This window comes from Pseudomonas sp. NyZ201, assembly GCF_049860765.1.
GTDB classification, from domain to species: Bacteria; Pseudomonadota; Gammaproteobacteria; order Pseudomonadales; family Pseudomonadaceae; genus Aquipseudomonas; species Aquipseudomonas bharatica.
Window position 1 is genome coordinate 330,737 of record NZ_CP187557.1, and the last position, 21,834, is coordinate 352,570.

Sequence of the window (21,834 nt, forward strand, 5' to 3'; positions counted from 1 at the left end):
TCCGATTTCGATGACGGTTATACCGCGACCTTGTGCTCCTGCAGGCCGGGGCTGCTGACACGATAGATACCGATCTCACCTAGAAGATTAGGCCACAGGCGGCCACCCCAACCGTTGCGGTGACGATTGTCCACCGCCAGGCGGTTCAGTACCTGGGCGCGGCGCTCGCTGCACAGGGCCTCGAAGTCCTCGAAGGTGCAGAAGTGGATGTTCGGCGTGTTGTACCAGGTATACGGCATGAAGTCCGAAACCGGCATGCGACCCTTGGTCGCCAGGTACCAGCGGCAGCGCCAGTGGCCGAAGTTGGGGAAGGTGATGATGCACTGGCGGCCGACCCGCAGCATCTCGTCGAGGATCCGGTCCGGGTATTCCACGGCTTGCAGGGCCTGGGTCATGACCACCACATCGAAGCTGTTGCTGGCGAAGTTGCCCAGGCCCTTGTCGAGGTCCTGCTCGATGACGTTGACGCCCTTGGCCACGCACTCGGCGATGTTGTCGGCGTCGATTTCCAGGCCATAGCCGGTGACCTGCTTGTTGTCGCGCAGCGATGCGAGCAGCTCGCCGTTACCGCAACCCAGGTCGAGGACGCGGCTGCCGGCGGGGATCCAGTCCTGGATGATTTCCAAATCGGCTCTCATGGGGTCCTCAGCAGACGATGCGTTTCATGTAGTTGGTGAAGCCCTGGATGTAGCGCGGCGTCGGGATCAGGAAGGCGTCGTGGCCGTAGGGCGAGTCGATGTCCAGGTAGCAGACGTTCTTGCGCGCGGCGATCAGCGCATCGACGATTTCCCGCGAGCGCGCTGGGGAGAAGCGCCAGTCGGTGGTGAAGGACATCACGCAATAGTCCGCGGTCACGTGCGCCAGGCTCGCCGCCAGGTCGCCGCCGTGACTGGCGGCGGGGTCGAAGTAGTCCAGCGCCTTGGTCATCAGCAGGTAGGTGTTGGCGTCGAAGCGCCCGGAGAACTCCTCGCCCTGGTAGCGCAGGTAGCTTTCCACCTGGAACTCGACGCTGTGGAAGTCGTAGTTGAGCTTGTCGCTCTTGAGCTCGCGGCCGAATTTCTCGCCCATGGAGTCATCGGACAGGTAGGTGATATGCCCCACCATGCGCGCCAGCATCAGGCCGCGCTTGGGAATCACGCCCTGGTCCTGGAACGAGCCGCCGTGGAACTCCGGGTCGGTCAGGATGGCCTGGCGGGCCACTTCGTTGAAGGCGATGTTCTGCGCCGACAGCTTGGGTGCCGAGGCGATGTCCACGCAATGCCGTACACGATCCGGATAGGTGATGGTCCATTGCAGGGCCTGCATGCCGCCGAGGCTGCCGCCGACGACCGCCGCCCACTGCTGGATGCCCAGGCGATCGGCCAGGCGCGCCTGGCTGTGTACCCAGTCTTCCACGGTCAGGACCGGGAAATCCGCGCCGTAGGGCTTGCCGGTAGCCGGATTGACGCTGCTCGGGCCGGTGCTGCCGTTGCAGCCGCCGAGGTTGTTCAGGCTGACCACGAAGAAGCGGTTGGTATCGATCGGCTTGCCTGGGCCGATGCAGCTGTCCCACCAGCCCGGCTTGCGGTCGTCGGGCTTGTGGTAGCCGGCGGCATGGTGATGGCCGGACAGCGCATGGCAGATCAGCACGGCATTGCTGGCAGTGCTGTTGAGCGTGCCGTAGGTTTCGTAGATCAGCTCGTAGGCGGCCAGTGAACGGCCACAGGCGAGGGCCAGCGGTTCATCGAACCGGGCGATTTGCGGTGTAACCAGACCGACGGAATCTTCGGGAAGGACAGTGGACATCGACCCTGCTCACGCGTGAATGACGCGTCAGTCTAAAGACCACCGGGGGGAGCGGCAAGCAATGTGCTGCAGAGACGCGGATCAATGTGGGAGCGGGTTCACCCGCGATTGCGGTGGTGGATTCACCAACGTCATCGCGGGTGAACCCGCTCCCACAGGTCCGTGCTAAATCAGATCAGGCGACGCAGCACTTCCGGCATCCCGGTCATCAGCGCCAGGTTGTTGATCACCAGCATGTCGATCAGCTTCAGCACCATGAACGCGAGGATCGGCGAGATGTCCAGGCCGCCGAGGTTCGGCAGGATGCGACGGAACGGCGCAAGGAACGGATCGCAGATCTGGTTGATCAGCTCCGCGCCCGGATTATGGCTGCCCGGGGCGACCCAGGAGAGGATCACGCTGATGATCAGTGCGTAGAAGAAGATGTTGAGGAACAGCGCGGTGACCCCGATCAGCGCCCAGATCAGCAGGCTCAGCGGATTGCCGGCAGTGCCGTAGAGCAGCACCAGGATCACGCCCATCAGCAGCATCTGCACGATGATCGCCAGCACCAGCGAGGACATGTCCAGGCCGAACACGCTGGGGATGATCCGGCGCATCGGCTTGAGCAGCGGCTGGGTCGCGCGCACGGCGAACTGGCTCAGCGGGTTGTAGAAGTCGGCGCGGACCAGTTGCAGGATGAAGCGCAGCATGATCACCAGCAGGTACAGGCTGCCCAGGGTCTGCAGGATGAAGACGGCGGCGGAACTCAATCCGATCATGTAAGGCTCCTTAGTTGCCCAGTTGTTCGGCCATTTCGGCCGAGCGGTGCGCGGCGGCGCCCAGTGCTTGTTCTACCAGGGCCTCGAAACCGTTGGCCTGGAAGGATTTGATCGCCGCTTCGGTGGTGCCGTTTGGCGAGGTTACCCGGCGGCGCAGTTCGGCAGCGTCGACATCGCTGGACACGGCCATGTGGGCGGCGCCAAGGGCGGTTTGCAGGGTCAGTTTCGAGGCGGTCTCGCGGGACAGGCCAAGCTTCTCGCCGGCGGCGGTCATTGCCTCGATCAGCAGGAAGAAGTAGGCCGGGCCGCTGCCGGAGACGGCGGTGACCGCATCCAGTTGGGCCTCGCTGTCCAGCCACAGGGCGATGCCTACGGCCGAGAGCAGTTGCTCGGCCTGCTGGCGCTGCTCGGCGCTGACTTCGTCGGTGGCGTACAGGCCGCTGACGCCCTGGCGCAGCAGGGCCGGCGTATTGGGCATGCAGCGCACGATGGGCTGGGCGCCGAGCCATTTTTTCATGCTGGCGCAGGTGATGCCGGCGGCGATCGAGACCACCAGCTGCCCGGGCTTAAGGCTCGGTTTGAGTGCTTCGCAGACGGCTTTCATCGCCTGTGGCTTGACCGACAGCACCACCACGTCGGCACCCTCGATGGCGTCGGCGTTGCTTTCGAACAGGTCGATGCCGTGCTCGGCGTGGATCTTCGCCCGCTGTTCGGCGCCCGGGTCGCTGGCGCGGATCTGCGCCGCTTCCAGGCCCTGGGCGCGCAGGCCGCCGATCAGGCTGGCGGCCATGTTGCCGGCGCCGATAAAGGCAATACGAGTCTTGCTCATGTCAGGTCCTTGCGAGAAGAAAAGGAAAAAAGCATGGATCAGGCCTGGCCGTAGTCGCGGGCACCGAACAGCGCGGTGCCGATGCGGACCCAGGTCGCGCCCTGGGCGATGGCGCTCTCCAGGTCATGGCTCATGCCCATGGACAGGGTGTCGAGGCCCAGGCCCAGGCTGTCCTGCAATTCGCGCACGCGGGCGAAGGCGGCATCCTGGGCGGCGCGGTCGTCGGTGGGTTCGGGAATTGCCATCAGGCCGCGCAGGCGCAGCCTGGGGAGCGCAGCAACAGCCTGGGCCAGGGCCGGCAGTTCCTGTGGCGTGCAGCCGGATTTGCTGGCTTCGCCGCTGACGTTGACCTGCAGGCACAGGTTCAGCGGCGCCAGGTGGTCGGGGCGCTGTTCGGAAAGGCGTTGTGCGATTTTCAGTCGGTCCACCGAATGTACCCAATCGAAATGCTCGGCGATGGCGCGAGTCTTGTTCGACTGAATGGGGCCGATGAAGTGCCAGGTCAAGGGCAGGTCGGCCAATTCCGCCTGTTTGCCCAGTGCTTCCTGGAGATAGTTCTCGCCGATGTCGCGTACCCCGGCGGCGAAGGCTTCGCGCACGGCGCTGGCGGGCTTGGTCTTGCTCACGGCCAGCAACTGGATGTCCGCCGGATCGCGACCGGCTGCCGTGGCGGCGGCCTGGATGCGGGCGGCGAGGGTGGAAAGGTTGTCTGCTAGGGTGGACATGGGATCGATGCCGGCAGCTTTGGGTCCGGGGCATTCTACCCGCTTGTCGGGCTTTGGGGAGCGCTTGGAGAGAGCGACTCGGACCCTGTGGGAGCGGGTTTACCCGCGATGGCGTCGGTGAACTCACTACCGCAATCGCGGGTGAACCCGCTCCCACAGGGTTCGGTGCAGGTCCGAAGGATCAGCGCTTGGCCAGGCGAAGCTCTTGTTGCTGTTGCGGCAACACGCGCTTGGCGACCACGTAGTGCTTTTGCCAGTACGGCTTGTTCAGCGTATCGATGGTCACGTTCTTGCCGGTACGAGGGGCATGGATGAAGCGGTCGTTGCCCAGGTAGATGGCCACGTGATTGACGCGGCGGCTGCGAATGTTGAAGAACAGCAGGTCCCCCGGCTTGAGGTCCTTGCGCTCGACCTTCACACCATGATCGCCGTTGGCCATGGCATTGGAGGTGCGCGGCAGGTCTACTTCGTCGATGTCGTTGAAGGCGTACTTGACCAGCCCGCTGCAATCGAAACCCTTGCCCGGGGTGCTGCCGCCCCAGCGATAGGGCGTGCCCAGCTGGTTGACGGCGCGGCTGAGCACGTCGCTGCTCTGGCTGGCGGGCATCTGCGCGACGACCTGCCTGGCAGCGGCGTGGGTCGCCCGGCGAGAAAGATGGGATTTGCCGGAGCTACTCTTGTTCGAGCGAACCGCGGTGGCGTTGGCGGTATAGCCGACATATCCGTTGGGAAGACGTTGCTCACGGTTGGTGGCGTGGGCGGCCAGTGGCATCAATAGGCAAATGGTCAGCCATGTCTTGAAAAAAGAACGCATTAGGCAAGGCTCTTGTAGGTGTTGGCGCGCAACTTTATAACAGCTTTTTTGTCAGTTTCTGGTCCGCTGGTCGTCTCGGAACTGTCATACGTCGGTAAGTTCCAAAAAAGTCACATCATTTTTAGATATTTTTTTCCTAACCCCTCGAGGCTATGAATGAACGGTTATCAAAACGCAGGACGCCCGGATACGCACAGCAAGGTCATCGGCTACCTGCTATGGATCTTCGGTTTTCTCGGGGCGCATCGCTTCTACTACGGCAAGCCGGTGACGGGCACCATCTGGTTCTTCACCCTGGGGCTGCTGGGCATCGGCTGGATCATCGACCTGTTCCTGATCCCGGCCATGGACCGCGAAGCCGACCTGCGCTTCCATGCCGGGCCGGTCAACTACAGCGTCACCTGGCTGCTGCTGACCTTCCTCGGGGTCTTCGGTGTGCACCGCATGTTCATGGGCAAGTGGATCACCGGGCTGATCTACCTGTTCACCGGCGGCCTGTTCCTGATCGGCGTGCTTTACGACTTCTGGACGCTGAATACCCAGATTTCGATGAAGAACGCGCAAGAGCGCTACTAAGCAAAAAGGCCCTGATTCGCATCAGGGCCTTTTTGTGTGCGGCGGGGATTACTGACGGGTCTGGCGCTGCTGCAACAGCAGGTTGTTGAAGCCGCTGCCGGCCAGTTGCTTCTGCGCTACGGTCAGCTGTTCGCGGTTGCTGAAAGGGCCGACCAGCACGCGGTACCAGGTCTCTTCCTTCACCGTGCCGGACTCTACCTGCACCGATTGCCCGAGCAGGATGATCTGTGCCCGAACCTTGTCCGCGTCCGCCTGTTTGCGGAACGAGCCAGCCTGCAGATAGAACTGCGTGGTGGCTGCCGGCTTGATCACCGGTGGCGCTGGCGGCGGGGTTTCGCCATTGAGCGCGGCCTGCGCCCGTGCCGTGTCGATCTTCGCCGCTTCGGCCGGGGTTACCGGTGGTTGCGCCGGGACCGGCGGGGTTTTCTCCGGCACCGCTTCCGGCGGCACTATGACTTCCGACTCCGGCAGCAAGGTGTAGAAGTCGTACTTCGGCTTGACCGGCGCCTGCGGGCTTGGCGGGGTCTTGTTGGCCTCGGCGATCTTCTCGGCTTTCTGCTGCTCGGGCTTCTCCCGCTTCACCTCATCGCGGCCCGGCTCCAGCTTCATCAGGAAGACGATGAACGCGCCGATGGTCAGGCCGGCCGCCAGCCACATCCAGCCCGGAATCGGCTTCTTCGCCGCCGGCTGGTTGCGGCTGGCGCCGCGCTTGGGAGCAGGTTTTTTCTTGGCAGCCAACTTACATGCGCTCCAGGGTTTCCAGGCCCAGCAGCTCCAGGCCCTGTTTCAGGGTGCGGCCGGTCAGGGCGGCCAGGCGCAGGCGGCTTTGCTGCTGTTGCGGAGTTTCCGCTGCGAGGATCGGGCAGTTCTCGTAGAAGCTGGAGAACAGGCCGGCGACATCGTACAGGTAGCTGCACAGGACGTGCGGGGTGCCTTTCTCTGCGACGTTGTTGAGGATCTCGGCGAATTGCGCCAGGCGCGCGGCGAGGTCCTGTTCCTGCTGGGCCTGCAGCACGATCTGGCCATCGACTTCGCTGAAGTCCTTGCCCAGCTTGCGGAACACGCCGGCGACGCGGGTATAGGCGTACAGCAGGTAGGGCGCGGTGTTGCCTTCGAAGTTCAGCATCAGGTCGAAGTTGAAGCTGTAGTCGCTGGTGCGGTGCTTGGACAGGTCGGCGTATTTCACCGCGTCGATACCGACCACCTTGGCGATGGCGCGCAGCTCGTCTTCCGGCAGCTCCGGGTTCTTTTCCTTGACCAGGGTGTAGGCGCGCTCCTTGGCCTCGGTCAGCAGGTCGATCAGCTTCACGGTGCCGCCGTCACGGGTCTTGAACGGGCGGCCGTCGGCGCCGTTCATGGTGCCGAAACCCATGTGCTCGGTCTGCATCGGGTGAGTGATGAAGCCGGCGCGGCGTGCGACCTCGAACACCTGCTGGAAGTGCAGGGCCTGGCGCTGGTCGACGAAGTACAGGGCGCGGTCGGCATGCAGCACGTTGCTGCGGTAGCGCAGGGCGGCCAGGTCGGTGGTGGCGTAGAGATAGCCGCCGTCGGCCTTCTGCACGATCACCGGCAGCGGCTCGCCGTCGGCGGTCTTGAATTCTTCGAGGAACACGCACTGGGCGCCGTTGCTCTCGACCAGCAGGCCCTTGGCCTTGAGGTCGTTGACCACGTTGGGCAGGTCGTCGTTGTAGGCACTCTCGCCCATGACGTCGGCCATGGTCAGCTTGACGTTGAGCAACTCGTAGGTTTTCTGGCAGTGGGACAGGGAAATGTCCTTGAAGCGGGTCCACAGCTTCAGGCACTCGGCGTCGCCGGCCTGCAGCTTGACCACCAGGGCGCGGGCACGGTCGGCGAACTCGGGGGATTCGTCGAAACGCTTCTTCGCCGCGCGATAGAAGTTTTCGAGGTCCGACAGCTCGTCGCTGGTGATCGGGTTTTCTTCCAGGTAGGCCATCAGCATGCCGAACTGGGTGCCCCAGTCGCCGACGTGGTTCTGCCGGATCACCTCGTCGCCGAGAAACTCCAGGACCCGGGCCACGGCGTCGCCGATGATGGTGGAGCGCAGGTGGCCAACGTGCATTTCCTTGGCCAGGTTCGGCGCGGACAGATCGACGACCACCTTCTGCCTGGCGCCGGCCTTGTGCACGCCGAGCTTGGCGTCGGCCAGGGCGGCATCCAGGCGCGAAGCCAGGGCCTGGGTGTTCTGGAAGAAGTTGAGGAAGCCGGGGCCGGCGATCTCGACCTTGCTCACCTGCGCATCGGCCGGCAGCGCGGCGATGATCTTCTCGGCCAGGTCGCGCGGTTTCAGGCCGGCCGGCTTGGCCAGCATCATGGCGATGTTGCTGGCGAAATCACCGTGGGTCTTGTCCCGGGCGTTTTCCACCTGGATCGCCGGCGACAGCCCTTCAGGCAGCACACCGTCGGCGGTGAGTCGGGTCAGGGCTTGCTGGATGAGCTGGCGAATGGTGTCTTTCATGGGATTCTCTTTCGACCGCAAGCGCGGTGGCGCTTCGGGGCGCAGGTGGAAAAACTGGGCATTATCCGTTGCCCGGCGCGGGTTGCCAACCTTTTGGGGCCGGGCTCAGTACAGGTCCACGGGGTCCACGTCGATGGACCAGCGCACCTGGCGACCGCTCGGCAGCCCCTCCAACACTAGCAGCCACGCAGCGATCAGCCGGTGCAGCGGCGCTCGTGCATTGGCCTGCAAGAGCAGTTGGGCACGGTAGCGGCCCGCACGGCGCTCCATCGGTGCAGGCACCGGACCAAGCAATTCGATGCCATGCAGACCCTGTTCGGCGAGCAAACGTTCGGCGGCGGAGCAGGCTTCGTCGAGAAAACCTTCCGCCTGGCCCGGCTTGTGTGCTTCGGCACGCAGCAGGGCCAGGTGGGCGAACGGCGGCAGGCCTGCGGCGCGGCGCTCGCTCAGGGCCTGTTCGGCGAAGGCGAAATAACCCTGCTCGGTGAGTTGCACCAATAAAGGATGGTCGGCCAGGTGGGTCTGGATGATCACCTTGCCCGGTTCCTCGGCGCGTCCGGCGCGCCCGGCGACCTGGACGATCAGTTGCGCCATGCGCTCGCTGGCGCGGAAATCGCCGGAAAACAGGCCGCCATCGGCATCGAGGATGGCCACCAGGGTCACCCGCGGGAAGTGATGGCCCTTGGCGAGCATCTGCGTGCCGACCAGGATGCACGGCTGGCCGCGCTGGATGGTGGCGAACAGCTGGTTCATCGCGTCCTTGCGCGCGGTGCTGTCGCGGTCCACCCGCAACACCGGGTAATCCGGGAACAGGATGCCCAGGCGTTCCTCGGCCCGTTCGGTACCGGCACCCACCGGACGCAGGTCGACGTGGCTGCATTGCGGGCACTGGCGCGGTACGCGCTCGTCATAGCCGCAGTGATGACAGCGCAATTCGCCGGAGCGCTGGTGCACGGTCATGCGTGCGTCGCAGCGGGGGCACTCGGATAGCCAGCCGCAATCGTGGCACAGCAGGGTCGGGGCGAAACCGCGGCGGTTGAGGAACACCAGCACCTGCTGGCCGGCCGCGAGCGTCTGGCCGATGGCCTGTTGCATCGGGCCGCTGATGCCGCTGTCCAGTGGCCGGCTTTTTACATCCAGGCGCAGGAATCGCGGTGCCTGGGCGCCACCGGCACGATGGTTCAGGCGCAGCAGGCCGTAACGGCCGGAATGGGCGTTGTGCAGGCTTTCCAGAGACGGCGTCGCCGAGCCCAGCAGGATCGGGATGTTCTCCTGCCGCGCACGCACCAGGGCCAGGTCGCGGGCGTGGTAGCGCAGGCCTTCCTGCTGTTTATAGGAGCCGTCGTGCTCCTCGTCGATGATGATCAGGCCCGGGTTCTTCATCGGCGTGAACAGCGCCGAGCGGGTACCGATGATGATGTCGGCCTCGCCGTCGCGGGCAGCGAGCCAGGCATCCAGGCGTTCGCGGTCGTTGACCGCCGAATGCAGCAGGGCGATGCGGGCGTTGAAGCGCTGCTCGAAGCGCGCCAGGGTCTGCGGGCCGAGGTTGATCTCCGGGATCAGCACCAGTGCCTGCTTGCCGGCTTCGAGGGTTTCGCGGATCAGCTGCAGGTAGACCTCGGTCTTGCCGCTGCCGGTCACGCCGGCCAGGAGAAAGGCGTGGAAGGCGCCGAACCCGGCGCGCACGGCATGGAAGGCGGCGCGCTGCTCATCGTTCAGTGGCAGTTCCGGCTGGGCCAGCCAGTGTTCATGGCGTGCCTGCGGGGCGTGGCGGCGCACTTCCACCTGGACCAGCTCCTTGGCCAGCAGCAGATCGAGGCTGTCCTTGCTCAGCCCGAGTTTGCCGAGCAGGCCATGGGCAACACCGTGGGGATGTTGCGCCAGGGTATTCAGGGCTTCGCGCTGGCGTGGCGCGCGGGCGATGCGCGGATCGTCCAGGCGCGCATTCGACGCGACCTGCCAGAAGCGCTCCTGTCGCGCCTCGGCGGGTTCGCCCTGGCGCAGCAGCACCGGCAGCGCCCAGCTCAGGGTGTCGCCGAGGCTGTGCTGGTAATACTGGGCGGTCCACAGGCACAGCTTGAACAGCGCCGGTGGCAGGGGCGAGACCGGGTCGAGCAGGGCAATCGCCGGTTTCAGCTTGTCGGCAGGGACTTCGCTGTGTTCGGCCACCTCCACGAGGATGCCGATCATCTCTCGGCGCCCGAAGGGCACGCGCACGCGCATGCCGGGCGTCAGCGCCTGGCGGGCCATGTTTGCCGTGGCCCTGTAGTCGAACAGCCTGCGCAAAGGCGAAGGCAGGGCAAGGCGAAGGATGACGTCGGACACGCGCGTTGTTCTCTGTAGGGCTGGTACCAGGTGCCGGCGAGCCTAGCAGACGACGGTCGGTGCGAGCGACATCTTGCGTTGAGGACAGCCTCTGGTATTATTCGCCGCCTAATTACGTGCGGTATTCAACAATGGTGTTGGGTGGCGGCACGCAGTCGAGGAGTTTCACCATGAAACCAGAAGTTCACCCGAATTACGAAGTCGTCGCTGTGACCTGCTCCTGCGGCAACAAGTTCGAAACCCGTTCGACCCTGGCCAAGCCAATGGCGATCGACGTTTGCTCCGAGTGCCACCCGTTCTACACCGGTAAGCAGAAAGTCCTGGACACCGGCGGCCGCGTACAGAAGTTCGCCGACCGTTTCGGCATGTTCGGCACCAAGAAGTAAGTTTGCGCGTGGGGTTACCCGCGTTGCTGAAGAAAGCGCCCCTTGTGGGCGCTTTTTTTATGGCCGTGATCTGGCAGATACCAGCCCTGGCGCTCTGTCCGATGCCGGACAGGCTGGCCATGGTCGGTGTGCGCAATGTGGTGGACGGCGACACGCTGCGCTTGGTCGATGGGCGCAGCGTGCGCCTGATCGGCATCAACGCTCCAGAGCTCGCGCGGCGGGGCAGGCCCGGCGAACCCCTGGCCGAAGCCGCCCGTCGGCGTCTGGCGGCGCTGGTCCGGGAAAGTGGCGGGGGCGTCGGGCTGCGTCCGGGCCGGGAGCCTCGCGACAAATACGGGCGCACTCTGGCCCAGGTGTACGGTCGCTCTGGTGACAATCTCGCGGCCCGCCTGTTGAGCGAGGGGCTCGGATTTCGCGTGGCCGTGGCGCCCAACGTCAGCCTGGTGGCGTGCCAGCGTCAGGCTGAGAAGGCGGCGCGCAAGGCCGGGCGGGGTATCTGGCGGGATGCTCCGGTGCAGAAGGCGAGCGCCCTGCGCCGTTCGGGTTTTGCCCTGGTTGGCGGGAAAGTCAGCGATGTTCGGCGCAATCGCCAGGGTGTGCGCATCGAAATGGACGATTCGCTGGTAGTGCAGGTGCCTGCACGCTTGTTGCACAGCTTCCCCTCTTCCTTTACCTCCGGTCTGAAAGGCCGCCATCTGGAGGTGCGCGGCTGGGTGCTGGATCGTTCCCGCAGCGCTCGACTGAAGCGTGGCGAAAAACGCTGGTTGCTGCCGCTCACTGACGCGAGCATGCTGGAATGGACCGAGAGCTAAAAATTGTGAACATTTTTTGCCTTCGATTGTACACAGCGAAAGCCTTGAATTACGCGGGTCTTGGCTGAAAGTCGTAGGTTAAAGGCCTTGACACAAGTGACCGGGCAGTCTTGTCGGCCCATTGCTCTTTGCGTATCCTCGGCGGTCCGTCAGAACAGTAAACAAGCGGAATGCCCACCATGTCAGACCTGAAAACTGCCGCTCTCGAATATCATGCTCAGCCTCGTCCGGGGAAACTGAGCGTCGAGCTCACCAAACCGACCGCAACCGCACGCGACCTGGCGCTGGCCTACAGCCCGGGCGTCGCCGAGCCGGTGCGTGAAATCGGTCGCGATCCTGAGCTGGCATACCAATACACCGGCAAGGGCAACCTGGTCGCGGTGATCTCCGACGGTACCGCCATTCTCGGCCTGGGTAACCTCGGCCCGCTGGCGTCCAAGCCGGTCATGGAAGGCAAGGGTGTTCTGTTCAAGCGTTTCGCCGGTATCGACGTATTCGACATCGAAGTCGACTCCGAAAGCCCGCAAGCCTTCATCGACACCGTCAAGCGCATCTCCATCACCTTCGGTGGCATCAACCTGGAAGACATCAAGGCACCCGAGTGCTTCGAGATCGAGCGCGCCCTGATCGAACAGTGCGACATCCCGGTCTTCCACGATGACCAGCACGGCACTGCGATCGTTACCGCTGCCGGCATGATCAACGCCCTGGAAATCGCCGGCAAGACCCTTGGCGAAGCCAAGATCGTCTGCCTGGGTGCCGGTGCTGCCGCCATCTCCTGCATGAAGCTGCTGGTCAGCATGGGTGCCAAGGTCGAGAACATCTTCATGATCGACCGTTCCGGCGTGATCCACGCTGGCCGTGACGACCTGAACCAGTACAAGGCGGTGTTCGCCCACGCTACCGACAAGCGCACCCTGGCCGATGCCCTGGATGGCGCAGACGTGTTCGTCGGCCTGTCCGGTCCGAACCTGCTGAGCGCGGAAGGCCTGAAGTCGATGGCGGCCAACCCGATCGTCTTCGCCTGCTCCAACCCGGATCCGGAAATCTCCCCGGAACTGGCCCACGCTACCCGTAGCGACGTGATCATGGCCACCGGTCGTTCCGACTACCCGAACCAGGTCAACAACGTACTGGGCTTCCCGTTCATCTTCCGCGGTGCCCTGGACGTTCGCGCCAAGCGCATCAACGAAGAAATGAAGATCGCCGCCGCCAACGCCCTGAAAGACCTGGCCAAGCTGCCGGTGCCGAAGGAAGTCTGCGACGCCTACAACGTCCAGGCACTGGAATTCGGTCGTGGCTACATCATTCCGAAGCCACTGGACCCACGCCTGCTCAACGTCGTTTCCGATGCCGTGGCCAAGGCTGCCATCGAATCCGGCGTAGCGACCCTGCCGTATCCGAAGCACTACCCGCTGAACAGCGTGGATGAAGTGTTCAACGGTTGATCCGCTGAAGTAACAAGAAAAAGCCCCGGCTCGCGAGAGCCGGGGCTTTTTTATGGCTGCTGTCCCGATCTGCCGGAAACAAGTGGCTGCAGCCTCATGCCGCCCGGCGTACCTCCAGATACTGGCTCGGCGTTTCCCCGAGTACGCGACGAAACGCGGATGAGAATGCGCTGGGACTTGCGTAGCCCAGATCCAATGCGACGCGGGTCACAGGTTGCCCTCCACTCAAGCGCTCGATGGCTGCGAGCAGGCAGACCTGCTGGCGCCACTCTGCAAAGCTTACGCCGGTCTGTGCACGGAACAGTCGGGTAAAGGTTCGCCTGCTCATTCCGACTTCGTCGGCCATCATGTCGAGCCCGACTGTAATCGACGGCGCATCGAACAGGCGCCGGCATGCGCGGGCGAGACGAGTGTCCCTCGGCAGCGGCGCATGAAGTGAGAGACGCGGCATTGAGGCTATCTCCGCGACGAGCAGATTCATTAGCTTGCCGGCGCGTCCATCAACGTCGTACATCGCCGGCAAATCGATGGCCTCCTCGAGCAATTGCCTGAGAAGTCCCGAAACACCATAGACGCAGCAATGGTCAGGCAGTTGCTCGGCCTTGGCTTCTTCCAGTGACACGAAAGCGTTGAGCATGGTGACTGGCCCGCTCATCGTCATTTCGTGGGACATACCGGCCGGTACCCAGCAAGCCCGCTGAGGCGGAACGAGCCATCGGCCTTCTGGAGTAGCCACGCTGATCGTACCGCGAGAGGCGAACGCGAACTGACCGCGTCGATGCGCGTGGACTGGAAATGATGAACCGTCGGCGTAATCGTTCGCCGTCACGACCACACTACGCGGGATGTCTTCGAAGGGGTCGAGCAAGGTATTTCGCATGGCCCGAATTCTATAGTGAATGGCCCGTTGCCGAAGGCGGGCCTGTGGCGGTCAGCTTACGATCTACCGTATCTGTCGCGTCGGCGCAACAACACCTACCGAACGTGCGCGTCGGGGCGGATGACGACCACATCCCCTTCGCACCGGAGTCAGTATGCCTAATACATTTCATCGCGTGGGGAACGGCCCCCACCCAGTCCTCGTTCTTCACGGCTGGTTCGGCGACGCGCACTCGTTCGAGCCGATCGAGCCGTGGCTGAATAGCCACGCGTTCAGTTACGTTTTCATGGATTATCGCGGCTACGGAAGCATGCAGGAGGCGAGCGGCGCGTACACGATCGACGAGATCGCGTCCGATGCGTTGACGCTTGCTGATGCGCTTGGATTCCACGCGTTCAGCCTGATCGGTCATTCGATGGGGGGCATGGCGATCGAGCGGATTGCAACGCTCGCACCCGATCGAGTACGGGCACTCGTTGCCGTTGCGCCGGTTCCTTGCGGCGGCATTGCCTACGATGCCGCGACGCGTCGCCTGCTCGAAGATGCTGCCGAGCGCGTGGACAATCGAAGAGCCATCATCAACTACAGCACCGGCGGACGGTTACCCTGGTCCTGGGTCGAATGGAAAGCGGCGTATTCGGCGACGCACTCCTCTCAGGAAGCGTTCGCTGCGTACTTCCGTGCATGGGCCGATACCGATTTCAGCGACGAGATTGTCGGGCGGCATCCGCTAAAGGTGCTCGTGGGGAAACACGATCCAACATTCAATGCCGGGTTGATGGCCAAAACCTACCTTCGACGCTATTTCCATGCCACTGTCGAGATACTGGAGAACGCCGGCCACTATCCGATGAACGAGACGCCGCTCGCACTTGCCAGGGCCATCGAATCCTTCCTTGTCGAAACAGCCACGGACAATGATGGTGTCTGGTCGGGCCAATCGCTGGCAGGCCAGCTCTCATAGAACAAAACATAACTCTTTGATTTGCAGGGACCTTGTGGGAGCGGGTACACCCGCGATTGCAGTAGTGAATTCACCATAGCAATCGCGGGTGAACCCGCTCCCACAGGGTACGCGTCGTGCTTTGGAACTGTTCTAAGCGCGACAGCGCAGCCTGAAAGGCTGGGCGGACTCCCACAGGGTTAGCGGTGCATGCGGTCCCTGTGGGAGCTGGCTTGTCGGACCGCCGCACCGCAGCGATGAGGCCAACAAAGCCAATACAGACTCAGGATCAGAACAGATCCATCGGCGCCGCCTCGTCCGCCGGCAGCGGGCTGCCCGGTGCGGTGCCGTTGCCCATTTCGTTCACCGAGGGTGGCGTATCCTCGGCCTTGAACAGCTCGAAGTAGGCGTTCGGCGTGCTCGGCGTCGCCGCCCGGCCGCTGACCGGGTCGATGCGCAGGCTGAGGATGCCTTCCGGCTCCGGCAATTGATGCTCCGGCATGCCCTTCAATGCGGGCCCCATGAAGTTCATCCAGATCGGCAACGCCACGGTGCCGCCATATTCACGACGACCCAGGGTCTCCGGTTGGTCGAAGCCGGTCCATACCGTGGTCACGTAGTCGGCGTTGTAGCCGGAGAACCAGGCATCCTTGGATTCGTTGGTGGTGCCGGTCTTGCCGGCCAGGTCGTTGCGGCCCAGGGCCAGGGCGCGGCGGCCGGTACCGCGCTTGATCACGTCTTCCAGCATGCTGGTGAGGATGTAGCTGGTCCGGCCGTCGATGATCCGCTCGGCGAGCACCGGAGCCTGCGGCTGCGTCGCAGGGGCCTGCTGGCCGTCAGTGATGATCGGCTGTGCCTGTGGCGCAGCGATACCCTCCTGGTCGTCGTGGCCGGCTGGGGTGCGCGCCGGATTGGCGGTGAACAGCGTCTCGCCGTTGCGGCTTTCGATGCGTTCGATCAGGTACGGATTGATCTTGTAGCCGCCGTTGGCAAAGGCGCTCCAGCCGGTGGCGATCTCCATCGGAGTCAGGGTTGCGGTACCCAGTGCCAGGGACAGGTTGCGCGGCAGGTCCTGCTTGTTGAAGCCGAATTTCGCGATGTAGTCGATGGTACTGTCCACGCCCATGCTCTGCAGCAGGCGGATCGACACCAGGTTGCGCGATTTGTACAGCGCCTCGCGCATGCGGATCGGGCCGAGGAAGGTATTGGTGTCGTTCTTCGGTCGCCAGACCTTGTCCAGGTACTCGTCGACGAACACGATCGGTGCATCGTTGACCAGGCTGGCGGCGGTGTAGCCGTTATCCAGGGCAGCGCTGTAGACGAACGGCTTGAAGCTCGAACCTGGCTGGCGCTTGGCCTGGGTGGCACGGTTGTAGTTGCTCTGCTCGAAGGAGAAACCGCCGACCAGGGCGCGGATCGCGCCGGTATTCGGGTCGAGGGTTACCAGCGCGCTCTGCGCGCCCGGTACCTGGCTGAAGGCCAGGCTGCCATCATCCTTGCGCCGGACGCGGATCAGGTCCCCGACCTGGGCCACGTCGCTGGCTTGCTGCGGTGCGCGACCCTGGCTGTTGGTATTGAGGAACGGTCGGGCCCACTTCATGGTGTCCCAGGCCACGCTGGCCTCATCGCCGTTGCGGGTCAGCACGCGCAGGCCGCTCTTGTCGACCTGGGTAACGATGGCCGGCTCCAGGCCGCCCATCGGGCGCTGCTTGGCTAGTTCCAGCAGCCAGGCGGCGCGGGTCTTGCCCGGCAGGCGCGATTCGGGGCCGCGATAACCGTGACGCTGGTCGTAGTCGGTCAGGCCGTCGAGCACCGCCTTGTTGGCGATTTCCTGCAGGTTGCTCGGAACCGTCGTAGTAACGCGGAAGCCTTCGGTGTAGGCGTCGCTGCCGTAGCGCCCGACCATCTCGGCGCGGGCCATTTCGGCGATGTACGGCGCGTTCACTTCCGGCGTCGGCACGTGGTAGCTGGCGTTCAGCGGCTCGGCGAGTGCGGCCTGGTAGCTCGCCTCGTCGATCTTGCCCAGCTTGTACATGCGCCCGAGGATCCAGTCGCGACGCTCCTTGGCCCGCGCCGGGTTGGCCAGCGGGTTGAAGCGCGACGGCGCCTTGGGCAGGCCGGCGATCATGGCCATCTGCGCCAGGCTGATATCGCGGATCGACTTGCCGTAGTACACCTGCGCCGCTGCCTCGATGCCGTAGGCGCGGTTACCCAGGTAGATCTTGTTGACGTACAGCTCGAGGATCTCGTCCTTGGTCAGTTCGCGTTCGATCTGCAAGGCGAGGAGGATCTCGTTGGTCTTGCGCGAGAAGCTGCGCTCGCTGGTCAGGAAGAAGTTCTTCGCCACCTGCATGGTGATGGTGCTGCCGCCGGTCTGGATATGCCCGGACTTGAGCAGTTGCGTGGCGGCACGCATCAGGCTGCTGGGGTCGACACCATAGTGATTGAGGAAATTGTCGTCCTCGGCTGACAGCAATGCCTGAATGAAGTGTGGGGGAATATCCGCAAAACGGATTGGAGACCGCCGCATTTCGCCGAACTCGGCGATCAGCTTGCCGTCACTGCTGTACACCCTCAGCGGTATCTGCAACTGGATGCTTCGCAGTGCCTCGACCGACGGCAGGCTGGGACTAAGATACAGAAACGCGCCGCTCAGACCGAGGACGGCTGCGCAAATGACTGCGACGAAAGACCACCAGAAGAACTTCAGCAGGCGTATCAAGGCGTTGGGGTGTCCAGTTGGGGTTTTGGATTGAGCGCAGGGCCCGGCGGGCCGGAAAACGCTGCGCATTATAAGCAATTTTCACTTCCACGCGGGATTTGCACCGGGTGTCAAGGTGGGGCTGTCGCCTCCCTCGCCAGGACGGCGACTTGCTGCCTTTTTTCAGGACGAAGCTTCAACCACGAACGGGGAAAACAGGATGTTTGGACGCACAGGGCGGGATGCCGGTTCACTGCTGGGAGTAGAAATCGCCTCCGGTACGGTCAGGTTGCTGCAACTGGAGCGGCGTCCGTCAGGGCTGGCCTTGCGGGGATGGGCGATCGAACCCTTGCCACCGGGCGCACTGGCCGATGGGCGGGTGGTGGATCATGAGGTGGTTGCCGAGGCGCTTGCGCGGGCACGGGCGCGCAGCGGTGCGAGCACCCGCGAAGCCGCACTGGCGGTGCCGTCTGCGGTGGTCATCCAGCACGCGGTGGCGATGCCGCCAGGGCTGGACGACGATGAAATCGACGAGCGGTTGCGCGACGAGGCCGAGCAGTTCATTCCCTTTGCTGTGGAGGAGGCGGCGCTGGACTATCGGGTTGTTCCCGGTACCCCCGGCATGCTCAACGTCGCGTTCACGGCCTGTCGCCAGGAGTGGCTGGACAGCCTGCAGCGGGTTATGGGGCTGGCCGGGTTGCAGGCGCGGATCGTCGATATCGACAGCCACGCCTGGCAGCGGGTGCTGGCTCGACAGGCCTTGGCGTCGTCCGCAGTGGTGCTGCTGGAGCCGGAGGCCTGGGGGTTCCATGGTTTCGGCGCGGATGGCGGGCTGTCGTTCAGCGAGCGCCAGGTGCCCCTGGAACCGCGGCTCGACATGCTGGTGGAATTCGTCGACCAGTGCCTGTTGCGAGAACCCGGCGCCATGCCGGATTGGCTTTGGCTGGCCGGTGCCCATGCGGATCGCGACGGGCTCGCCGGGCAGTTGCAGCGACGCCTGGGCATTACCACGCGGGTTTTCGATCCCTTGGCAGGGCTGTTGCTGCCAGGGAGCGACGACGGATTGCAGCAGGCCGCGCCCTTGCTTGGCGTTGCCACCGGCCTGGCCTTGAGGGACTGCAACTGATGGCCGGGGTCAACCTCCTGCCATGGCGCGAATGGCGGCGCCGGCAAGCGATCCGGCGATGGCAAGGGATGTTGCTCGGTAGCCTGGTGGTGGGCGCTCTGCTATCGATAGCGGGTGTCGCAGTGCTGGACCAGCGTCTGGAGCGTCAGGCAGGGGCCAATGCGCGGCTGGATGAACGCATCGCCGGGCTTGCCGAAAAGCTGGAGCAGGTCACGCTGCTGGGTGAGCGGATCACTGCACTGCAGGCGCAATCGGACGAATTACAGGGGCTGCAGCAGCGACAGGGCACTGGCGGCGACCTGCTTTTTCACCTCATGCATATCGTTCCGGCGGGAGCCAGGCTGAACGAACTGCATATGGCCGACGGTGAGCTGGGTCTCTCCGGCCTGGCGCGCAGTGGTGCCGAGGTAGCGCAGTTGCTGCGCAACCTGCGCCAGTCGCCGGGCCTGGGGGCACCGGATCTACAGGAACTGGCGTCTTCGCCGGCGGGTGAGCGCTTCCGTGTGTCGGTCAGCCTCCAGCGGCCGGCGCCATGAATCTCGCGTTGATCGACGACCTGCTGGACTGGCGCCTGCTGCTGCGCTGGCCGTGGTGGGCGAAGGGCGCGCTTCTGGCTGCATGCCTGTCGCTGCTGCCGGGGCTGGTCCTTGGTTTCCACGGTCGTGGAGTGCTCGATTCCATCGCCCGGGCGCAGGAGCGGCACGACCAGCTGCAGCAGCAATGGCAGGTGCGTTCGGCGCAGGTGGATACCCATGCGGAACAACGGGCGCAGCTTGCACGACTGGAAGATGACCTGCTGCGCAGGCAGCGCGAGCTGTTCGATGACGATGGCCTGGCGAGCCTGTTGCAGGGCCTTGGCCAATTGGGCGCAGGGTTGTCTTTCGAGCAGGTCACGGTGCTGGAGCCCGAGCAGCAGCCGAACCATGTCGAACTGCCGCTGTTGGTGCGTGTGTCCGGGGATTACCGGGCCCTGAAGCGCTTTCTCGCCGGGTTGGGCGGCCTGGGTCAACTGGTGACCTTGCACGAGTTGCAACTGACGGCGGCAGATCAGGGGACTCCCGGTTTACTGCGTCTTGCCCTGCGGCTCCAGGCCTACCGCGCCCTCCAGGCGAGTGCGACGCTGCCGTCGGTGGCACCGGCCACCCCCTCGCCGCACGACCCGTTCGAGCCCTTCGCCACCGCTGCTGGCGAGCCGCCCCTGGACCAGGCCCGCATGGTGGGTTATCTGCGCGACCCGCAAGGGCCAGCGGCGCTCATCGGTGTGGGGGCCGTTGTGCACCTGTTGCGTCAAGGCGACCGTTTCGGGGCAGGCCGGATCCTGGCGGTAGAGGAGGGGCATGTGGAGATACAAGACACGGCGACAGGGATCGGGCGAATCCTCAGGCTCGTCAAAAGCTGAGACCAGGCCTTATGGATGAATGGATACGTAGAGGTATGGATGAACAGGATGTTCAGATCATGGATGTTGTACCTGCTGCTGTTGTCTCCGGTGAGCGTTGCCGCACCCGGCAAGCCGTTGTCGCTGAACTTCCAGGATGTCGAGGTCCGGGCCGTATTGCAGGTACTGGCCGACTTCGTCGGGGTCAATCTGGTGGTCAGCGACGAAGTACGCGGCAATATCACCCTGCGGTTGCACGAAGTGCCTTGGGAGCAGGCGCTGGATACGGTGCTGCAGAGCAAGGGCCTGGGCCGGCGCCTGGATGGAAACGTGCTGCTGGTCGCTCCGCTCGGCGAGCTGGAGAACGCCGGGCGTCCGGTCTACGGTCCGAGGGAGCAGGCCTTCTTGCCGGTCAGCCATGCCCAAGCTGCGGACATTGTCACGTTGCTGCAGCCTTTGCTGGAGGCCGGTCCGGAGGAAGAGCCCTGGGGGGCGATCAGCGTCGACGAGCGCACCAACAGCCTGATCACCAGCCAGCAACCTCAGCGCCTCGACACCTTGCGCCGCCTGGTCGGGCAGTTGGATGTACCGGTGCGTCAGGTGCTGATCGAGGCGCGTATCGTCGAGGCCAACGTGGATTACGAGCGAGGCCTGGGCGTGCGCTGGGGTGGTTCAAAGGGCGGTCGCCTCGCTCCGGAAATCGGCGAGGAGGATTCGCCAACCTTCGTCGACCTGGGTATCGAGCGCGCCGCCGCAGGTATAGGATTCGGCCTGATCGGAGACAGTGGTCTGCTGGACCTGGAGCTCAGTGCCATGGAAAAGTCCGGCAACGGCGAGATCATCTCCCAGCCCAAGGTCCTCACTGCCGACAAGGAAACCGCGCGGATCCTCAAGGGTTCGGAGGTTCCTTACCAGGAGTCGGGTGCCAACGGCACCACCTCCATCACTTTCCGCGAGGCGTCCCTTTCGCTGGAAGTCACCCCCAGGATCATGCCTGGCGGCGAAGTGAGCATGCAGGTCAAGGTGACCAAGGACGAACCGGACTACCTGAATCTCCAGGGCAGCGTGCCGCCGATTCGCAAGAACGAGGTCAATGCCCGGGTGCGCGTCGGCGACGGTCAGACCATCGTGATCGGTGGGGTTTACTCCACCAGCAAAAGTAATGTGGTGGATAAGGTGCCATTTTTCGGCGATGTGCCGTATGTTGGGCGGCTGTTTCGTCGCTCTACCGTCCAAGAAAGAAAATCCGAGCTGTTGGTCTTCCTGACTCCGCGTATCATGAATGACCAGGCGATTGCTGTGAGTCATTGATTCTGTGCGAAATTTGATACTTGTTGGGCCGATGGGTGCTGGCAAAAGCACCATCGGCCGCCTGCTTGCCAAAGAGCTGCGCCTGCCTTTCAAGGATTCCGATAAGGAAATTGAATTGCGCACGGGCGCCAATATCCCGTGGATCTTCGATAAAGAGGGTGAACCGGGCTTTCGTGATCGCGAGCAGGCCATGATCGCCGAACTCTGCGCCGCCGACGGCTTGGTCCTGGCTACCGGTGGCGGTGCGGTGATGCGCGATGCCAACCGCAAGGCGCTGCATGATGGCGGCCGGGTCATCTACCTGCATGCCTCGGTCGAACAGCAGGTGGGGCGCACCGCGCGCGACCGCAATCGCCCGTTGCTGCGCACTGCCAATCCCGAGGAAACCCTGCGCAACCTGCTGGCGTTGCGCGATCCGCTTTACCGGGAAATCGCCGACCTGGTGGTTGAAACCGACGAACGGCCACCGCGCATGGTGGTCCTGGATATTCTCGAACGCTTGCAGAAGTTGCCGCCCCGCTGACGCATGACTATCCTCGGCGACCAGTCATGCCCTGA

The 21,834-nt window shown here is 63.9% G+C and carries 20 protein-coding genes and 2 pseudogenes; 10 read left to right on the forward strand and 12 right to left on the reverse strand.

Annotated elements, in window-relative coordinates; all coding sequences use genetic code 11:
- Positions 1–17: 17 nt before the first annotated feature.
- The 7 genes and pseudogenes from metW to ACPFMA_RS01510 form a co-directional block, all read right to left on the reverse strand.
- Positions 18–638, reverse strand: coding sequence for a methionine biosynthesis protein MetW (gene metW / locus ACPFMA_RS01480; protein ID WP_009396803.1), 621 nt, complete (start codon positions 636–638; stop codon positions 18–20).
- 7 nt (positions 639–645) lie between these two features.
- Positions 646–1,785, reverse strand: a complete 1,140-nt coding sequence (metX, locus tag ACPFMA_RS01485) for a homoserine O-succinyltransferase MetX (RefSeq protein ID WP_064301171.1) — start codon at positions 1,783–1,785, stop codon at positions 646–648.
- Between the two features lie 170 nt (positions 1,786–1,955).
- Complete coding sequence (locus ACPFMA_RS01490) at positions 1,956–2,546, reverse strand: YggT family protein (RefSeq protein WP_009396807.1); 591 nt, start codon at positions 2,544–2,546, stop codon at positions 1,956–1,958.
- A 10-nt stretch (positions 2,547–2,556) separates the two neighbouring features.
- Entirely contained in the window at positions 2,557–3,375 is an 819-nt protein-coding gene (proC, locus tag ACPFMA_RS01495; protein ID WP_064301172.1) for a pyrroline-5-carboxylate reductase, read from the reverse strand.
- Positions 3,376–3,413: 38 nt separating this feature from the next.
- On the reverse strand, positions 3,414–4,100 hold the full coding sequence (locus ACPFMA_RS01500; protein ID WP_425929557.1) for a YggS family pyridoxal phosphate-dependent enzyme: 687 nt from the start codon (positions 4,098–4,100) through the stop codon (positions 3,414–3,416).
- A 181-nt stretch (positions 4,101–4,281) separates the two neighbouring features.
- A pseudogene (locus ACPFMA_RS01505) lies at positions 4,282–4,716 on the reverse strand (C40 family peptidase); the annotation flags it as partial.
- 80 nt (positions 4,717–4,796) lie between these two features.
- Positions 4,797–4,914 (reverse strand): annotated as a pseudogene (locus ACPFMA_RS01510) (peptidase P60); the annotation flags it as partial.
- 156 nt (positions 4,915–5,070) lie between these two features.
- Here ACPFMA_RS01510 and ACPFMA_RS01515 point away from each other — a divergent pair.
- Positions 5,071–5,490: an NINE protein gene (locus tag ACPFMA_RS01515; protein WP_009396815.1), complete on the forward strand. Its 420-nt coding sequence runs from the start codon at positions 5,071–5,073 to the stop codon at positions 5,488–5,490.
- A gap of 48 nt (positions 5,491–5,538) precedes the next feature.
- Here ACPFMA_RS01515 and ACPFMA_RS01520 read toward each other — a convergent pair whose 3' ends face one another.
- The 3 genes from ACPFMA_RS01520 to ACPFMA_RS01530 form a co-directional block, all read right to left on the reverse strand.
- Positions 5,539–6,228, reverse strand: a complete 690-nt coding sequence (locus tag ACPFMA_RS01520) for an SPOR domain-containing protein (RefSeq protein WP_009396816.1) — start codon at positions 6,226–6,228, stop codon at positions 5,539–5,541.
- A gap of 1 nt (position 6,229) precedes the next feature.
- Positions 6,230–7,966, reverse strand: a complete 1,737-nt coding sequence (argS, locus tag ACPFMA_RS01525) for an arginine--tRNA ligase (protein ID WP_064301175.1) — start codon at positions 7,964–7,966, stop codon at positions 6,230–6,232.
- 105 nt (positions 7,967–8,071) lie between these two features.
- Positions 8,072–10,291, reverse strand: a complete 2,220-nt coding sequence (locus ACPFMA_RS01530) for a primosomal protein N' (protein ID WP_009396818.1) — start codon at positions 10,289–10,291, stop codon at positions 8,072–8,074.
- A gap of 170 nt (positions 10,292–10,461) precedes the next feature.
- Between ACPFMA_RS01530 and rpmE the strand changes: the two genes are divergently transcribed.
- The 3 genes from rpmE (at position 10,462) to ACPFMA_RS01545 (ending at position 12,937) form a co-directional block, all read left to right on the forward strand.
- On the forward strand, positions 10,462–10,677 hold the full coding sequence (rpmE, locus tag ACPFMA_RS01535) for a 50S ribosomal protein L31 (protein ID WP_009396819.1): 216 nt from the start codon (positions 10,462–10,464) through the stop codon (positions 10,675–10,677).
- A gap of 59 nt (positions 10,678–10,736) precedes the next feature.
- The gene (locus ACPFMA_RS01540; protein ID WP_425930563.1) at positions 10,737–11,489 is read left to right on the forward strand and encodes a thermonuclease family protein; all 753 of its coding nucleotides are present in this window, start codon (positions 10,737–10,739) and stop codon (positions 11,487–11,489) included.
- A gap of 179 nt (positions 11,490–11,668) precedes the next feature.
- On the forward strand, positions 11,669–12,937 hold the full coding sequence (locus ACPFMA_RS01545; protein WP_009396821.1) for a malic enzyme-like NAD(P)-binding protein: 1,269 nt from the start codon (positions 11,669–11,671) through the stop codon (positions 12,935–12,937).
- Between the two features lie 94 nt (positions 12,938–13,031).
- Here ACPFMA_RS01545 and ACPFMA_RS01550 read toward each other — a convergent pair whose 3' ends face one another.
- A complete protein-coding gene (locus tag ACPFMA_RS01550) occupies positions 13,032–13,817 on the reverse strand; it encodes an AraC family transcriptional regulator (protein WP_064301176.1) in 786 nt (261 codons plus the stop codon).
- A gap of 154 nt (positions 13,818–13,971) precedes the next feature.
- On the opposite strand from ACPFMA_RS01550, the gene ACPFMA_RS01555 reads away from it, so the two are divergent.
- Positions 13,972–14,781 (forward strand): alpha/beta fold hydrolase, encoded by an 810-nt coding sequence (locus tag ACPFMA_RS01555; RefSeq protein ID WP_425929558.1) that lies wholly within the window; start codon positions 13,972–13,974, stop codon positions 14,779–14,781.
- Between the two features lie 268 nt (positions 14,782–15,049).
- On the opposite strand, the gene ACPFMA_RS01560 is transcribed toward ACPFMA_RS01555, so the two are convergent.
- Positions 15,050–17,479: a penicillin-binding protein 1A gene (locus ACPFMA_RS01560; protein ID WP_425930564.1), complete on the reverse strand. Its 2,430-nt coding sequence runs from the start codon at positions 17,477–17,479 to the stop codon at positions 15,050–15,052.
- A 202-nt stretch (positions 17,480–17,681) separates the two neighbouring features.
- Here ACPFMA_RS01560 and pilM point away from each other — a divergent pair, with 202 nt between their 5' ends.
- From pilM to aroK, 5 genes are read left to right on the forward strand one after another with little or no spacing between them, the layout of a single operon-like run.
- Entirely contained in the window at positions 17,682–18,587 is a 906-nt protein-coding gene (pilM, locus tag ACPFMA_RS01565) for a type IV pilus biogenesis protein PilM (protein WP_425929559.1), read from the forward strand.
- Positions 18,587–19,123, forward strand: a complete 537-nt coding sequence (locus ACPFMA_RS01570) for a PilN domain-containing protein (RefSeq protein ID WP_425929560.1) — start codon at positions 18,587–18,589, stop codon at positions 19,121–19,123. Before pilM ends, ACPFMA_RS01570 begins: the two co-directional genes overlap by 1 nt.
- Positions 19,120–19,986 (forward strand): type 4a pilus biogenesis protein PilO, encoded by an 867-nt coding sequence (pilO, locus tag ACPFMA_RS01575; RefSeq protein ID WP_425929561.1) that lies wholly within the window; start codon positions 19,120–19,122, stop codon positions 19,984–19,986. Before ACPFMA_RS01570 ends, pilO begins: the two co-directional genes overlap by 4 nt.
- A gap of 48 nt (positions 19,987–20,034) precedes the next feature.
- Entirely contained in the window at positions 20,035–21,276 is a 1,242-nt protein-coding gene (locus tag ACPFMA_RS01580; protein WP_425929562.1) for a type IV pilus secretin PilQ, read from the forward strand.
- Between the two features lie 4 nt (positions 21,277–21,280).
- Positions 21,281–21,799: a shikimate kinase AroK gene (gene aroK, locus ACPFMA_RS01585; protein WP_009396827.1), complete on the forward strand. Its 519-nt coding sequence runs from the start codon at positions 21,281–21,283 to the stop codon at positions 21,797–21,799.
- Positions 21,800–21,834: the final 35 nt, after the last annotated feature.

What these genes read in the sequence shown, in the direction of transcription:
- metW (WP_009396803.1), bottom strand. Translation starts at nt 638, where the DNA reads ATGAGAGCCGATTTGGAAATCATCCAGGACTGGATCCCCGCCGGCAGC.
- metX (WP_064301171.1), bottom strand. Translation starts at nt 1,785, where the DNA reads ATGTCCACTGTCCTTCCCGAAGATTCCGTCGGTCTGGTTACACCGCAA.
- ACPFMA_RS01490 (WP_009396807.1), bottom strand. Translation starts at nt 2,546, where the DNA reads ATGATCGGATTGAGTTCCGCCGCCGTCTTCATCCTGCAGACCCTGGGC.
- proC (WP_064301172.1), bottom strand. Translation starts at nt 3,375, where the DNA reads ATGAGCAAGACTCGTATTGCCTTTATCGGCGCCGGCAACATGGCCGCC.
- ACPFMA_RS01500 (WP_425929557.1), bottom strand. Translation starts at nt 4,100, where the DNA reads ATGTCCACCCTAGCAGACAACCTTTCCACCCTCGCCGCCCGCATCCAG.
- ACPFMA_RS01515 (WP_009396815.1), top strand. Translation starts at nt 5,071, where the DNA reads ATGAACGGTTATCAAAACGCAGGACGCCCGGATACGCACAGCAAGGTC.
- argS (WP_064301175.1), bottom strand. Translation starts at nt 7,966, where the DNA reads ATGAAAGACACCATTCGCCAGCTCATCCAGCAAGCCCTGACCCGACTC.
- rpmE (WP_009396819.1), top strand. Translation starts at nt 10,462, where the DNA reads ATGAAACCAGAAGTTCACCCGAATTACGAAGTCGTCGCTGTGACCTGC.
- ACPFMA_RS01540 (WP_425930563.1), top strand. Translation starts at nt 10,737, where the DNA reads ATGGCCGTGATCTGGCAGATACCAGCCCTGGCGCTCTGTCCGATGCCG.
- ACPFMA_RS01545 (WP_009396821.1), top strand. Translation starts at nt 11,669, where the DNA reads ATGTCAGACCTGAAAACTGCCGCTCTCGAATATCATGCTCAGCCTCGT.
- ACPFMA_RS01550 (WP_064301176.1), bottom strand. Translation starts at nt 13,817, where the DNA reads ATGCGAAATACCTTGCTCGACCCCTTCGAAGACATCCCGCGTAGTGTG.
- ACPFMA_RS01555 (WP_425929558.1), top strand. Translation starts at nt 13,972, where the DNA reads ATGCCTAATACATTTCATCGCGTGGGGAACGGCCCCCACCCAGTCCTC.
- pilM (WP_425929559.1), top strand. Translation starts at nt 17,682, where the DNA reads ATGTTTGGACGCACAGGGCGGGATGCCGGTTCACTGCTGGGAGTAGAA.
- ACPFMA_RS01570 (WP_425929560.1), top strand. Translation starts at nt 18,587, where the DNA reads ATGGCCGGGGTCAACCTCCTGCCATGGCGCGAATGGCGGCGCCGGCAA.
- pilO (WP_425929561.1), top strand. Translation starts at nt 19,120, where the DNA reads ATGAATCTCGCGTTGATCGACGACCTGCTGGACTGGCGCCTGCTGCTG.
- ACPFMA_RS01580 (WP_425929562.1), top strand. Translation starts at nt 20,035, where the DNA reads ATGTTCAGATCATGGATGTTGTACCTGCTGCTGTTGTCTCCGGTGAGC.